The 13,866-nt window shown below is 55.6% G+C and carries 11 protein-coding genes and 4 tRNA genes; 4 read left to right on the top strand and 11 right to left on the bottom strand.

The window, feature by feature from the left end:
• Nucleotides 1-67: 67 nt before the first annotated feature.
• From uvrD to ACXIZX_RS20225, 7 genes are all read right to left on the bottom strand, one after another.
• Complete coding sequence (gene uvrD, locus ACXIZX_RS20255) at nucleotides 68-2,230, bottom strand: DNA helicase II (protein ID WP_008105776.1); 2,163 nt, start codon at nucleotides 2,228-2,230, stop codon at nucleotides 68-70.
• A 52-nt stretch (nucleotides 2,231-2,282) separates the two neighbouring features.
• Complete coding sequence (yigB, locus tag ACXIZX_RS20250) at nucleotides 2,283-2,999, bottom strand: 5-amino-6-(5-phospho-D-ribitylamino)uracil phosphatase YigB (RefSeq protein ID WP_179452822.1); 717 nt, start codon at nucleotides 2,997-2,999, stop codon at nucleotides 2,283-2,285.
• Nucleotides 2,999-3,907, bottom strand: coding sequence for a tyrosine recombinase XerC (gene xerC / locus ACXIZX_RS20245; RefSeq protein WP_479404814.1), 909 nt, complete (start codon nucleotides 3,905-3,907; stop codon nucleotides 2,999-3,001). Before xerC ends, yigB begins: the two co-directional genes overlap by 1 nt.
• Nucleotides 3,904-4,608: a DUF484 domain-containing protein gene (locus ACXIZX_RS20240; RefSeq protein ID WP_061719368.1), complete on the bottom strand. Its 705-nt coding sequence runs from the start codon at nucleotides 4,606-4,608 to the stop codon at nucleotides 3,904-3,906. The genes xerC and ACXIZX_RS20240 overlap by 4 nt, the downstream gene beginning before the upstream one ends.
• Entirely contained in the window at nucleotides 4,605-5,429 is an 825-nt protein-coding gene (gene dapF / locus ACXIZX_RS20235) for a diaminopimelate epimerase (protein ID WP_008105772.1), read from the bottom strand. Before dapF ends, ACXIZX_RS20240 begins: the two co-directional genes overlap by 4 nt.
• A gap of 29 nt (nucleotides 5,430-5,458) precedes the next feature.
• Complete coding sequence (lptM, locus tag ACXIZX_RS20230; RefSeq protein WP_008105771.1) at nucleotides 5,459-5,662, bottom strand: LPS translocon maturation chaperone LptM; 204 nt, start codon at nucleotides 5,660-5,662, stop codon at nucleotides 5,459-5,461.
• A 134-nt stretch (nucleotides 5,663-5,796) separates the two neighbouring features.
• A complete protein-coding gene (locus ACXIZX_RS20225; protein WP_179452823.1) occupies nucleotides 5,797-8,358 on the bottom strand; it encodes a class I adenylate cyclase in 2,562 nt (853 codons plus the stop codon).
• A gap of 316 nt (nucleotides 8,359-8,674) precedes the next feature.
• Here ACXIZX_RS20225 and hemC point away from each other — a divergent pair, with 316 nt between their 5' ends.
• The 4 genes from hemC to hemY are packed head-to-tail and all read left to right on the top strand — an operon-like array spanning nucleotide 8,675 to nucleotide 12,706.
• Nucleotides 8,675-9,616 carry a hydroxymethylbilane synthase gene (gene hemC / locus ACXIZX_RS20220; RefSeq protein ID WP_179452824.1) on the top strand — a complete coding sequence of 314 codons (942 nt, stop codon included), beginning with the start codon at nucleotides 8,675-8,677 and terminating at the stop codon, nucleotides 9,614-9,616.
• Entirely contained in the window at nucleotides 9,613-10,353 is a 741-nt protein-coding gene (gene hemD / locus ACXIZX_RS20215; RefSeq protein WP_479404813.1) for a uroporphyrinogen-III synthase, read from the top strand. Before hemC ends, hemD begins: the two co-directional genes overlap by 4 nt.
• A gap of 23 nt (nucleotides 10,354-10,376) precedes the next feature.
• Nucleotides 10,377-11,507, top strand: coding sequence for a uroporphyrinogen-III C-methyltransferase (gene hemX / locus ACXIZX_RS20210; protein WP_179452826.1), 1,131 nt, complete (start codon nucleotides 10,377-10,379; stop codon nucleotides 11,505-11,507).
• Between the two features lie 2 nt (nucleotides 11,508-11,509).
• Nucleotides 11,510-12,706: a protoheme IX biogenesis protein HemY gene (gene hemY / locus ACXIZX_RS20205; RefSeq protein ID WP_179452827.1), complete on the top strand. Its 1,197-nt coding sequence runs from the start codon at nucleotides 11,510-11,512 to the stop codon at nucleotides 12,704-12,706.
• A gap of 585 nt (nucleotides 12,707-13,291) precedes the next feature.
• On the opposite strand, the gene ACXIZX_RS20200 is transcribed toward hemY, so the two are convergent.
• The 4 genes from ACXIZX_RS20200 to ACXIZX_RS20185 all read right to left on the bottom strand — a co-directional run bounded on the left by ACXIZX_RS20200 (nucleotide 13,292) and on the right by ACXIZX_RS20185 (nucleotide 13,753).
• Nucleotides 13,292-13,368: transfer RNA gene (locus ACXIZX_RS20200), tRNA-Pro, on the bottom strand.
• 37 nt (nucleotides 13,369-13,405) lie between these two features.
• A tRNA-Leu gene (locus ACXIZX_RS20195) sits at nucleotides 13,406-13,492 on the bottom strand.
• A gap of 16 nt (nucleotides 13,493-13,508) precedes the next feature.
• Nucleotides 13,509-13,584, bottom strand: a tRNA-His gene (locus tag ACXIZX_RS20190).
• 92 nt (nucleotides 13,585-13,676) lie between these two features.
• Nucleotides 13,677-13,753, bottom strand: a tRNA-Arg gene (locus ACXIZX_RS20185).
• Nucleotides 13,754-13,866 lie beyond the last annotated feature (113 nt).

Below are 13,866 nucleotides of genomic sequence, written 5' to 3'. Positions count from 1 at the left end.
CCTCTCATGATAATAGTGCGCGCATGTTACGCTGAGACGAAAAAGTCGTCAAGGTAGCGCAACCGCGCTACACCGTTTCCAGACGGGCGTAAGCCGCCACCAGCCACTTGATTCCCTGGCCCTGAAACGCCACCTGCAAACGGCTGTGTTCGCCGCTGCCTTCGAGGTTAATGATGGTGCCTTCGCCGAATTTGGCATGGCGCACGCGCTGGCCGAGCGTGAAGCCGCTGTCGTTTTGCGCGATTGGCGTACCCATGCGCTGATGGCTCACCGGACGGCTGACGCTGGCGCGCAAACGCACCTCTTCCACGCACTCTTCCGGCAGTTCGCCGATAAAGCGTGATGGACGGTGATACACTTCCTTACCATAAAGACGACGGCTTTCGGCATAGGTGAGCGTCAGTTTGACCATCGCACGCGTCACGCCAACGTAAGCCAGACGGCGCTCCTCTTCCAGACGACCGCCTTCATCCAGCGACATCTGGCTCGGGAACATGCCCTCTTCCATGCCGACGATAAATACCTGGCTGAACTCCAGCCCTTTCGCCGAGTGCATGGTCATCAGCTGCACCGCATCCTGCCATTTGTCGGCCTGGCCTTCGCCCGCTTCGAGCGCCGCATGCGACAAGAACGCCTGCAGCGGCATCAGATCTTCATCTTCGTCCTGATAGCTGAACTGGCGCGTTGCCGTGACCAGTTCTTCAAGGTTTTCAATACGCGCCTGGCCTTTCTCGCCCTTCTCCTGCTCGTACATTACCCATAAACCGGAGTCTTTAATCACACGATCGGTTTGCACATGCAGCGGCATCTCGGATGTTTCGCTGGCCAGTGAATCGACCAGCTCGCAGAAGCGCTGCAGCGCCGACGCGGCGCGTCCGGCTAACACTTTGTTCTGTAACAGCTCGCGCGTGGCTTGCCATAAAGTGAGTTGCTGGTCGCGCGCGGTCTGGCGCACCACGTCGAGCGTACGATCGCCCACGCCGCGCACCGGCGTGTTCACCACACGCTCAAATGCCGCATCGTCATTGCGATTGGCCATCAAACGCAGATAGGCCAGCGCATCTTTGATCTCCTGACGCTCGAAGAAGCGCATGCCGCCATAAATGCGATACGGCATGCTGCCTTGCAGCAGCGCCTCTTCCAGCACACGCGATTGGGCGTTGCTGCGGTAGAGAATGGCGCAATCCTGCAGCGCGTTGCCGTTTTCATGCCAGCTTTTGATGCGATTGACCACAAAGCGCGCTTCATCCAGCTCGTTGAACGCGCAGTAGAGCGAAATCTTTTCGCCATCGCTGCCGTCGGTCCACAGCTCTTTACCGAGGCGGCCATTGTTGTTGGCGATCAGCGTGTTCGCGGCTTTCAGAATGTTGTTGGTCGAGCGATAGTTCTGCTCAAGACGAATGGTTTCTGCGCCGGGGAAATCCTGCAGGAAGCGCTGGATGTTTTCCACCTGCGCCCCGCGCCAGCCGTAAATCGACTGATCGTCATCGCCGACGATAATCACGCGGCCGGTATCACCCGCCAGCATGCGAATCCATGCGTACTGAATGTTGTTGGTATCCTGGAACTCATCCACCAGCACGTTGCTGAAACGCTCGCGGTAATGATTGAGGATATGCGGCTTATTGAGCCAGAGTTCGTGGGCGCGCAGCAGCAGCTCGGCGAAATCGACTAAACCGGCGCGATCGCAGGCTTCCTGATACGCCTGATAGATGCGCAGCCAGGTTTGTTCAACCGGATTGCCGTAGCTTTCGATGTGTTTTGGCCGCAGACCTTCATCTTTTTTGCCGTTGATGTACCACATGCCCTGACGCGCAGGCCACTGTTTCTCATCAAGGTTCATGGCTTTGATCAGGCGCTTCAACAGACGCAGCTGATCGTCACTATCGAGAATCTGGAAATCCTGCGGCAAACCGGCATCAAGGTGATGCGCGCGCAGTAAACGGTGCGCCAGGCCGTGGAAGGTACCAATCCACATGCCGCCCTGGCTGGTGCCGATCAGTTGATCGATACGATGGCGCATTTCTGCCGCCGCTTTGTTGGTAAAGGTCACCGCCATAATCGAATACGGCGAGCAGTTCTCTACCGACAGCAGCCAGGCGATGCGGTGCACCAGCACACGGGTTTTGCCACTGCCTGCTCCGGCCAGCACCAGCAGGTTGCTGCGCGGTGCGGCGACCGCCTCGCGCTGTTTGTCATTCAAGCCGTCAAGCAGATCAGAAACGTCCATAAGCACCGTCTAAAAAAGGAGAGCATCCAGTTACTGGATAAATTTACAGCTATTATAGCAGCGAGGTCAGAGATGCCAACCGATCAATTTCAACATGCGGTAGCAAACGCGCATCGTCGATCTTCATCAGATTGCCTTCACGCAGGTTGATCCAGCAGGCTTGCATCCCGGCACGCAGCGAACCGGCAACATCGGTGGTGAGATCGTCGCCGACGTGCAGAATGTGCTGTGGCGCGATGTCCAAACGCTCAGCGGCCAGATGATACATATCCTGCCACGGCTTGGCGCGACCGTGCGGACCGGCACGCAGCGCGAACTGGAAGTGGTGATGGATACCGAGCTTTTCCGGACAGGCATTGCCGTTGGTAATCGCCACCAGCGGCACGCGCTCGCCCAGCCACGTCAGCGTTTGATGCGTCTCTTCCGGCATGGTCACTTCGCTGCGCCACTGATGGAACACGCTCATCACGTCGCTGGCACCGGCGCTGGCTTCTGATGCCGGCAAGCCGACATTGAGCAGCGCCAGCTCCACCGAGCGGCGGCGCCATTCAGACACGTCGTGATAAATTTCCGGTTCGCGCGCCAGCAACTCATTACGCAGCGCCTGATAATCCGCCGGGGTGAATTCACGCAGCGCCGGATGATACGCCTGCAGTGCTGCATGCGATTCGGCGGTGGTTTTGCGGATCACGGGATGGTTGTCATACAAGGTGTCGTCGAGATCAAAAGTGATCGCTTTGATCGGGCCGAGCGGACGATAAAACTTCATTAAGACTTTCCTCGTTTGGCACGCGGATGGGCCGCATCATAAACCGTCGCCAGATGCTGGAAATCCAGATGGGTATAGATTTGCGTAGTCGCCAGATTAGCGTGGCCGAGCAGTTCCTGTACCGCGCGCAGATCGCCGCTCGATTCCAGCAAATGCGTGGCAAAAGAGTGGCGCAGTTTATGCGGATGAATATGGCTGGCAACGCCTTGCTTGATGCCCCATTCGGCAAAACGCTTCTGCACGTTGCGCGTCGAAATTCGGCTGCCGCGGCTGGAGACAAACACCGCGTCATCCTGCGGCGCAAAGCTATCACGCAGCGATAACCAGTGCTGAATCCAGGTGACCGCCGTGCCGCCAATCGGTACGCGGCGCTCTTTGCTGCCTTTACCCAGCACCCGCACTTCGCCCGCTTCCAAATCCATGTGGCGACAATCCATATTCACCAGCTCGGAGAGACGCAAGCCGCCGCCGTACATGGTTTCCAGCATCGCGCGGTCGCGCACCGCCAGCGGATCGTTGAGATCGATCTCCAGCAATTGATTAACTTCGTCGACGTCCATGTTTTTCGGCAGATGGCGCGCGTTACGCGGCGTGGAAATGCCTTTGGCGGGATTGGCGCTCAGCATGCCCTGATGTACTTGCCAGTCGAGAAAACTGCGCAGTGCCGACATGCGCAGCGCCAGACTGCTGGCGCCTAAACCGCCACGGCGGCTGCGCGCCGCCAGGCTGCGCACCTGCGCCGGTTCCAGCTGCGACCAGCTCGACAGCTTCATCTCATCGGCCATTGCCATAATCGCCTGCAATTGCCGTTGGTAATTCTTTTGCGTCAGCGGACTGAGCTGGCGTTCGACCTTCAGATAACGCAGAAAGTCATCCACGGCCGGCAGCAGCGGACTGACGTGACTCATGCGCGTTCAATCCAGCGTGACAGCAGATCCGGCAGCATTTGCGCCAGATGCTGCAGCAGCAGCGTGCCCATGCCCGCCTGATAGTGCTGATTATCGCGGCTGGTAAACATCAATACGCCCAGCTCGCCACGTTCGCCCATCAGCGACATCGCTACAGAGCCGATCGCTTTGGCCTGCGGCAACAGCAGCAGCAATTCCGGGCCGTTGAGGCTGCCAAGATAGTGATGTTCATTGCCGAAGCGCTGAATGCGCAATGGTTCGAATGCCTGACGCGATAAGCCGAGTTGGGTGAAATCAGACGGTGCGCCGATGTGCCATTTGTCATTGAACACACGCACGTGCGCACCGGCCAGGCCCAGTTCGCGCGCCCAGCGGTGCAGACGCGTTAACATCTCTTGCAAGCTATCGGCGGCGGCAAGATGACCTTGCAGCGCCAGCAGGCGATCAAACAACTGATGGTTGGCCGTGGCCTGCTCCATCAGCAGCGTGATCTCCTCTTCCAACTGCTGGATGTGGTTGCGCTGACGCGCCATATGCCACTCCACCAGCGAAACGCTGCCGCGCACCGGATGCGGCACCATCATCTGTTCAACCTGGCGCGCATTGCGAATAAAGAAATCGGGGTTTTCACGCAGAAATGCGCTTACCGATTGATCGTCCAGCAAAACCTCGCTTTCGGTCTGCTCTTCGACATTTTTCATAGATGAATAAACCCATCGTAGACGTGTGTGGCAGGACCGGTCATAAACAGCGGTTGCCCTTCCCCTTTCCAGGCAATATGCAGCGTTCCGCCCGGCAAATCGACGCGGACATTCTCCGCCAAAATGCCCTGCTGAACGCCGCAGGCCACCGCCGCACAAGCGCCGCTGCCGCAAGCCTGGGTTTCGCCCGCGCCACGTTCGTACACGCGCAGACGGATGTGTTCACGATTGACCACTTCCATGAAACCGACGTTAACGCGCTCCGGGAAACGCTCGTGGCTTTCCAGCTCTGGACCGAGCGTTTCCACCGGCGCGGTTTTCACGCTTTCTACCTGAATCACGCAGTGCGGATTGCCCATCGATACCGCACCAAACATCACGGTTTGATCGGCCACACGCTGCAAATAAAGGTTCTCGGCTTTATTGGCACGCAGCGGCACGCTTTGCGGTTCGAAGTTCGGTTGACCCATATTGACGCGCACTAGTTCATCATTGGTGACACTGAGCACCATGCGGCCGGTTTGTGTACTGACGCGAATGTCGCTTTTGTTGGTCAACCCTTTCAGACGCACAAAGCGGGCGAAACAGCGAGCGCCGTTGCCGCACTGCGCGACTTCACTGCCATCGGCGTTGAAAATGCGATAATGGAAATCGAGATCCGGATCGTAAGGCGGTTCGACGATCAGCAGTTGATCAAAACCGATCCCCAGATTTCTGTCCGCCAGGCGGCGAATCAGTTCCGGCGAAAAAAAGACGTTTTGCGTCACAGCATCCACAACCATAAAGTCGTTGCCGAGACCGTGCATTTTTGAGAACTGCATTTTCTGCTCCGCCGGATTACTCATAGATTTTAGTTCGCCTGCGAACCAGGCTTGCTGGTGACCAAACCACCGACATCAGCATCCTGAGCGGCTTTTTGCTGCTGCTCGGTGACCTGCTGTTTCGGCTTGTTTGGCTGATCTTTCGGCGGGAAATACAGCGGTCCTTTCAGGCCACAGCCTACCAGGCTGACCAGTGCCAGCGCCATACCCAGCTGACTCATCACTCGTATCATTCTGTCTGCTCTTCTGTCCTTAAGCCATGGTTGCTTATCATCGCAGTTGACGTTGTAAAAGCAACAGGAAATAGCCGCATTTCCTGCGGCAGGTCAGAGTAACAGCGCATCCCGCCGCGCGAACGCAGGCGGGATCAATGCATTTGGTAGCGTGGCTGGAAGTCGCCGTTGTCGTTGTCAGGCTGCGTGGCGCAGAGCTGCGTTAACGTTTGGCTGCGGAAAGGAATCACCTGGAAACGCTCGCCAGTATTCACAATCTGATAGAACTGCGGCAGGTTGAAATTGATAAAGCTGGAGCCGTAGGTAAAACGGTCATGCGACGACGAATAGAATCGACTCACGTCGCGCACCAGCTCTTCTTTACTGCCTTCGCAATGGTGATAAACCTCAACGCGATTGGTTTCGTCGAGGATATAGATGTTGAAGCCGCGATCGTCATTGGTGTCTTCAAAGAAGAACTGAATGATGCCTTCGCTGGCGTAGCCATTCACCACCGGCGGCAACGGCGTCTGGTTCGATTCCACTTTGATCGACAAGCCGTGCAGCTTGTTGTTAGAAATCGCGCCATAGAATTCGACGGCGTTTTCCAGCTTCTGCACCGACACGCTCATGCGTTCGAAGAATAAGCCCCAGGTTTGGCCCGCCATGCGCAACGCTTTAAAGCGGCCCGGTTCCTGACGCGTGCTCGACAGACGCAGCTCAATGCATTCCGAAACCAACTGCTGCACGCGAGTACGAATCAAACCGCGCAGATGCTGGCTATAGCAGAACACTTCTACCGTATCCGGCGGCGCAGCATCCTGATGCATTTTGCCCAGAATGGTTTTCAGCGCTTCAATCATCGCCTGCTCGCCGTTGAAGTGCAGCGTACGCACTTCATTCCACGAGTTGCGATAGAGCAGATCGATGCTGCCAATCAGGCATTGCTGCTGCTGACCGAAGCTGAACACATCGAGCTTGCGGAAATCAAAATGCACCACCTGATTGCGGAACGCCGAGGTAGGATCGTGTTCCAGGTTAACGATAATCGCTAAATGGCGAATTTCGCATGGGCTGTAGAGCGCTTTCGGCGTCGGTGCCGGCACGCGCAGCGGGAAGTGGCTCGACACATCGTTCACCAGCTCCTGCAAACGCGGCAGATCGCACAGATCATTGCCTTTCATATGCAGACGCGTTTTGCTGGTCAGCAAACCGTTGAACCACGCCCACGCCACCAGCTTGTTCAGATAGCGGTTATATTCCAGCGGCTGATGGCTGATGATGGAACTCATATCCGGCGATTGGTTATACAGATACCAACCGGCACGATTGGCGCGGCCCGCCGGGACGTGAATAAAGGTGAGATTCTCTTCCGAGAGATCGGGCGAAATCTGCGGGTTCACCAAGGTGACTTTACCCGGCAGCGCCTCGAATGCGGCATACAGTTTACGCGTCAGCACGCCGATGTCCTGCGGGCTGGCGCTGACGCTTAAATTGTTGCGGCGCGCAAAGCGAATCAGGTTGCGATAGCTCTGCATCATCGCATCCAGCAGCTCATTATGCGCTTCACGTACGCGTTCGATTTTCCACTGCGCGCGGTTATCCAGTACCGCTAACTTCTCTTCATCCCAGCCCCACTCTTTAACCAGCTGCGATAGAATCTCGCGGCGCCAGCCGGTGCGCTGATGATGGTGATCTTCGCTCGAGAGCTTTTCACACACTTTTAAATAGAAACATCGACGCACTAAATCGAGGCGCGCCATGTCATCGACGCTGGTGAGATAGCGCGTCACGCGCTCCAGCATCATGCAGTAAGGATCGAGACCGAAGCAGACAATTTCGCCGTCGTGCAGGCGCTGCTTGATGTCCATCGACAGCAGCTGCGTGTTGGGATATTCCCAGCTGTAGGCTTCCAGCAGCAGGGTTTTAAGCACCGCTTTGTACGGCGAATCGATACTTTTATATAGCTGCCACAAGCTGGCACCGAAGTACTCTTCCGCAGACAACGTGCCAAGCCCGCCGAGATCCAGCCACTCATTCGGCGTCAGAACGCCTTGTGAATAGAGCGACATGACGTAATCATCGTAATGGTGCTCCTCTTCACCGGGCACCATATTCCACAGGATGCGTTTACCCGCCATACGCACGGCGGTACGGTAAAACTCATCCAGCAGCAAAATATGTTGGGTAGAACCGCAATCTTCACCGCCGAGGCTGCCGCTTTCATTATGGCGGAAACGGTTCTCGTCAATCAGGAAGAAGCTAACTTCCACACCCATCGACACACACCATTTCTGCAACAGCGTACACTTACGCTGCAGATTGAGGCGCTCTTCATTATCCAGCCACGATTGGTGGCACACCCAGATATCAAGATCGGAGATGCTGTTTTGCCCAACGGACGAAGTGCTGCCCATTGAGTAAATGCCGGTAATCGGACGTTCGCCTGCCACGGCAGAGCTGAGCTCGAGCGGTTGACCGCCCGCTAAGTTCTGCAGCAGCTGAAATTGGTTTTCATCGGGCGTGTAGAGGCAGACGCCATGCGGAACGTTACCTTCAACGTAGCCAGGCATCAGTGGATGATGGTAGTGCAATAATGTTGGCAGCAGACTGTAGACTTGCTGGAAAGCAGGTCCCATGGCAGCCAGTGCGCGATCTACACGCAGCTGGTTAATCGCATCCAGTCTCTGTTTCAGTGTCTCAATGTAGAGGTACAAGACGTTTCGCCTGATTGTCCCAGTGTTAAGCACCCTGTTTCCGAATTTTGCCGCTTAATAATAAAGATATTGGGCAAATAATTGCTGGAAACGTGATCAATCTAACACCTGGAGGATTGACCGTAAAGAAAGTTGCGCTACTTAACAGTTTAGCATGTTCCGACCGTAGCTCTGCTTTTTTCAGACTTCGACTCTAAACTGTGACCCTCAAGATCCAGGCACAGTCTGACATCGCGGCCTTTTCAATCCGTTGAAACTGACAGCATTCCCCTATCAATGATAGGATATTCGATGAACGATCAAAATGGTTAACAGCATGTTAAACAAAATTTTCAGAATTGCTACCAGACAAAGTCCCCTTGCTCTGTGGCAGGCACAATATGTCCAGCAGCGCCTGATGGCGGCTCATCCGGGTCTGCAAGTTGAGCTGCTGCCGATGGTCACCAAAGGTGATGTCATCCTTGATACGCCACTGGCAAAGGTTGGCGGCAAAGGGCTGTTCGTTAAAGAGCTTGAGCTGGCAATGCTGGAAGGGCGCGCCGATCTCGCCGTGCACTCGATGAAAGATGTGCCGATCGATTTTCCAGAAGGTCTCGGTCTGGTGACCATTTGCGAGCGTGAAGATCCGCGCGATGCTTTCGTCTCCAATCGTTACAACAGTATTGATGAGCTGCCGCAAGGCGCGGTGGTCGGGACGTCCAGCCTGCGCCGCCAGTGTCAGCTTAGCGCCCGCCGTCCGGATTTAGTGATTCGCTCGCTGCGCGGCAACGTCGGCACGCGTCTTGGCAAACTTGATGCCGGTGAATATGACGCCATCATTCTGGCGGCGGCCGGTTTGAAGCGTTTAGGGCTGGAAGATCGCATTCGTCAGGCAATGCCTGCAGAGATTTCACTGCCAGCTGTGGGTCAAGGCGCTGTCGGCATTGAATGCCGCGTGGATGATGAACAATTAATTACGCTGCTAGAGGCGTTGAATCATGACGATACCGCCGTGTGCGTGCGTGCCGAACGTGCGATGAATACGCGGCTGGAAGGCGGTTGTCAGGTGCCAATAGGCAGCTTCGCGGTGCTGGAAGACGATCAGCTGTGGCTGCGCGGATTAGTCGGCTCACCGGACGGCAGTCAAATGGTGGTGGGCGAGCGCCGTGGTCCGCGCGATCACGCCGAAAAAATGGGCATTTCGCTGGCCGAAGAGCTGCTGGATGGCGGCGCGCGCGACATTCTGCGTGAAGTCTATCAAGGTCAACCGCCAGCATGACCATCCTCGTGACCCGCCCGGAACCGGCCGCCACTGAACTGGTCTCGCGTTTGCGCAGCCTGGGCAAGCTGGCATGGAGCCTTCCGCTGATTGAATTCACGCCGGGTCGCGATCTTATTCATTTACCTAAGCAACTTGCTGCGCTCCAGCCAGGCGATCTGGTGTTTTTGCTGTCGCAGCAGGTCGTCACGTTCGCCGAACCCGCTTTACAGCAGAGCGCGATTACGTGGCCTGAAGCTCTCAACTATTATGCTATTGGCCGCAGTACTGCTTTAGCCCTGCATACCGTCAGTAATCTAAAAGTAGACTATCCTCATGCGCGAGAGACCAGTGAAGAGCTGGTGCGCCTGAATCGTCTGCAGCAGGTCAGTGGCAAACGCGCGCTGATTCTGCGCGGCAGCCCAGGGCGCGAGTTGCTGGCGGAAACGCTGATTGAGCGCGGCGCTGAGGTGCAATATTGCGAGTGTTATCAGCGTTGTGAAAAGCACTACAACGGCGCGACGGAAGGCCGCCGCTGGCGCGATCGCGGCATTACAACGCTGGTGGTCACCAGCGGCGAAATGTTACAACAACTCTTTTCTCTGTTTCCGCCAATTGATCGTCGGGAATGGTTACTACACTGTCGGCTTGTGGTCGTCAGTGAACGTTTGGCTACGCAAGCCGCTGAATTAGGCTGGCAGGACATTGATGTAGCCGATGGTGCCGATAACGACGCGCTGCTGCGCGCGTTACGCTGAACTTAACAATGGGATGAGCCATAATGACGGAACAAAAAGCCTCCTCCGCCATGGTTGAAGAAACCACCCCAGCGGACAATTCTCCCTCTCCAGCAACTAAGCCACCACGCGATAAAAAAAGCGATGGCAAGGTGCTGAGTGCAGTGGCGATTGTGATTGCGCTGGCGATTGGGGCGGGACTTTACCTTAATGGGAAACACCAGGCCGATTTACAGGCTCAAACTAATCAGAATCTCAGTGAGCAGTTGAGCGCCTTGCAGCAGCAACTCGGCAGCGACAAACAGCAACTGACACAACAGCTTGCTAGCGCCAACAGTGCCTTGCAAGAGACGCGCACGCAGCAGGATAACAGCGCTAAAGAGCTGGAAACCCTGCGCGATAAAGTCGCCACCATCTCTGGAAACGACACGCGTACCTGGCTGCTGGCGCAGGCGGATTACCTCGTCAAACTGGCGGGCCGCAAACTGTGGAGCGATCAGGATGTCACCACGGCAGCAGCGTTACTGAAAAGTGCCGATACCAGCCTGGCCGACATGAACGATCCAAGCGTAATGAACGTGCGTCGCGCCTTAACGCAGGACATCAGTTCACTCTCCGCGGTCAGCCAGATTGATTATGACGGCACCATCCTCAAGCTTAATCAGCTGTCGAACGGCGTTGATAATTTGCGTCTGGCCGACAACGACAGCGATGATTCACCTATGGACGCCGATGGCGGTGAGCTCTCCAGTTCGCTGCACGAGTGGCGTCAAAATCTGGTGAAAAGCTGGCACAACTTTATGGATGATTTCATCACCATCCGCCGCCGCGATAACACCGCACAGCCGCTGCTGGCTCCGAATCAGGACGTTTACCTGCGCGAAAACATTCGTTCGCGCCTGCTGATTGCCGCCCAGGCCGTACCGCGTCATCAGGATGAGATCTACAAACAGTCTATCGATGCGGTATCAACCTGGGTTCGCGCGTGGTACGACACCAACGATGCCGCCACCAAAGCCTTCCTTGCGCAGCTGGATGAACTGAGCCAGCAGAGCATTTCGATGGATGTGCCGGATACGCTGGAAAGCCAGCCGCTGCTGGAAAAGCTGATGCAAACTCGCGTGCGTAATTTGCTGGCTCAGCCATCGATTGCTGCTGATCAACAGGGAGGCTAACCATGCTGAAAGTATTGGTGCTTTTCCTGCTGCTGATTGCCGGCATTGTGGTTGGACCGATGGTCGCAGGCCATCAGGGCTACGTGCTGATCCAGACCGACAACTGGAACATTGAAACCAGCGTAACGGGCCTGGCGATCATTTTGATTCTCAGCCTGCTGGTAATCTTGTTGGTGGAATGGATTCTGCGTCGCCTGTTCCGCACCGGCGCACGTACACGCGGCTGGTTCAATGGCCGCAAGCGTCGTAGCGCACAGCGCCACACGCAAAGCGCGTTGATGAAACTGGCGGAAGGTGACTTCAAACAGGCTGAAAAACTGCTGTCGAAAAATGCCGACCACGCCGATCAGCCGGTAGCTAACTACTTGCTGGCTGCCGAAGCGGCGCAGCAACGCGGAGACGAAATCCGTGCTAATCAGCATCTGGAGCGCGCTTCTGAGTTGTCAGTGAACGACACTATTCCGGTTGAAATCACGCGCGTACGTCTGCAACTGGCGCGCAACGAAGATCACGCTGCACGTCACGGCGTTGACCGCCTGCTGGAAGTCGCGCCGCGCCATCCGGAAGTGTTGCGTTTGGCAGAGCAAGCCTACATTCGTACCGGCGCATGGAGCGCATTGCTCGACATTCTGCCTTCAATGCAGAAAGTGCAGATCAATGATGAAGTACAGCGCGATGCCTTGCAGCAACAAGCCTGGCTGGGCCTGATGAACCAGGCGATGGCCGATCAGGGCAGCGACGGTTTGAAAAAATGGTGGCAGAACCAGAGCCGCAAAACGCGTCAGGAAACCGCCTTGCAGGTGGCGATGGCAGAACATCTGATCGAGTGTGACGATCCGGACACCGCACAGAGCATCGTGCTGGAAGGTCTGAAACGTCAATATGACGATCGTCTGGTATTGCTTATGCCGCGTATTAAAAGTGGCGATCCGCAATCTCTGGAGAAAGCGCTACGCCAGCAAATTAAACAGCATGGCGCCACGCCGCTGCTGCACAGTACGCTGGGCCAGATGCTGATGCGTCATGGTGAATGGCAGCAGGCGGCAGAAGCGTTCCAGCAAGCGCTGGCTCAGCGTCCTGATGCGTTTGATTATGCCTGGCTGGCCGATGTTTACGACCGCCTGCATCGCCCGGAAGACGCCGCCAAAATGCGTCGCGAAGGACTGCTACTGACGCTGAAGACCAATCCCAGCGCCTGATTTTACGATTGTTACTTTTGTGCACGCCGGGCTTGTCCCGGCTTTTTTTTGCCTGTCATAAACTGCAGACAAAAAAACACCTGCCATAAGCAGGTGTAAGATCAGGTCGTTAAGACAACTGATGGCATCCGACTCAACGTAATGTCCTTCTTACTGCAGTAAAGCGTGCGCAAATACTGCCAGGCTGGACAACGGATGCCGTAAGGGGCTCTGCATCATTCCCAGGTTTATGTAGCATCAGCAAACATAAGAGGTGGAATGAGCATCTACAGGAAGATTATTGCATAAGCCGTGCCAAAGTTGCAGTTAGCGCAATAAGTTATTTTATATCAACAGGATAAAACCTAACCCACGTTCCGGGTGTAAGCCACTGTCTGTAAATCACGACGCATAACCCAAAAGCTGTCTCCGCAAAGCGACAAGCTATGCAAGGAATCGTCATGCCTATATAAATCAGTGAGTTATATGTATCTGAATAGCGACAATGTGCCGGATTACGCTTAACGGAAATGATGGGATGAGCGGCGAACATGAGGATGAGCACAAACGAAAAAAGCCTGCTTTTTCAAGCAGGCTTTTCGAATATGGTCGGCGAGAGAGGATTCGAACCTCCGACCCACTGGTCCCAAACCAGTTGCGCTACCAAGCTGCGCTACTCGCCGATTTTTTACTTCTTTAACGCTACTGCGTAATTTTGCTTGGTGCGAAGGGAGGGACTTGAACCCTCACGTCCGTAAGAACACTAACACCTGAAGCTAGCGCGTCTACCAATTCCGCCACCATCGCGTGACCGAGCAAAATCTGGGGTGGCTAATGGGACTCGAACCCACGACAACTGGAATCACAATCCAGGGCTCTACCAACTGAGCTATAGCCACCATAATTCTGGTGCGTAAGCGTGTTTCGCTTACTAAAATTCACTGCATAACGCGGTCTAACCAACCACCGAAGCTCTTGCGCACAAACTAAATGGCGCGCCCGACAGGATTCGAACCTGAGACCTCTGCCTCCGGAGGGCAGCGCTCTATCCAGCTGAGCTACGGGCGCGTAGCGCCGTTGCGGATGGGCATACTACGGGCTTGACCTCATGCTGTCCAGCCCTTTTTTAGAAAAAAAACGCGTTTGATTACGCTTTGTGCATTCCATCGATAATTACAGCA

The sequence above is a fragment of the Candidatus Pantoea symbiotica genome (assembly GCF_056491525.1).
Note: the sequence above shows the minus strand (reverse complement) of the source record. Positions and strands in the feature narration are given on the sequence as shown.

Coding starts and splice junctions, on each gene's coding strand:
- uvrD (WP_008105776.1), bottom strand. CDS start 2,230: ATGGACGTTTCTGATCTGCTTGACGGCTTGAATGACAAACAGCGCGAG.
- yigB (WP_179452822.1), bottom strand. CDS start 2,999: ATGAAGTTTTATCGTCCGCTCGGCCCGATCAAAGCGATCACTTTTGAT.
- xerC (WP_479404814.1), bottom strand. CDS start 3,907: ATGAGTCACGTCAGTCCGCTGCTGCCGGCCGTGGATGACTTTCTGCGT.
- ACXIZX_RS20240 (WP_061719368.1), bottom strand. CDS start 4,608: ATGAAAAATGTCGAAGAGCAGACCGAAAGCGAGGTTTTGCTGGACGAT.
- dapF (WP_008105772.1), bottom strand. CDS start 5,429: ATGCAGTTCTCAAAAATGCACGGTCTCGGCAACGACTTTATGGTTGTG.
- lptM (WP_008105771.1), bottom strand. CDS start 5,662: ATGATACGAGTGATGAGTCAGCTGGGTATGGCGCTGGCACTGGTCAGC.
- hemC (WP_179452824.1), top strand. CDS start 8,675: ATGTTAAACAAAATTTTCAGAATTGCTACCAGACAAAGTCCCCTTGCT.
- hemD (WP_479404813.1), top strand. CDS start 9,613: ATGACCATCCTCGTGACCCGCCCGGAACCGGCCGCCACTGAACTGGTC.
- hemX (WP_179452826.1), top strand. CDS start 10,377: ATGACGGAACAAAAAGCCTCCTCCGCCATGGTTGAAGAAACCACCCCA.
- hemY (WP_179452827.1), top strand. CDS start 11,510: ATGCTGAAAGTATTGGTGCTTTTCCTGCTGCTGATTGCCGGCATTGTG.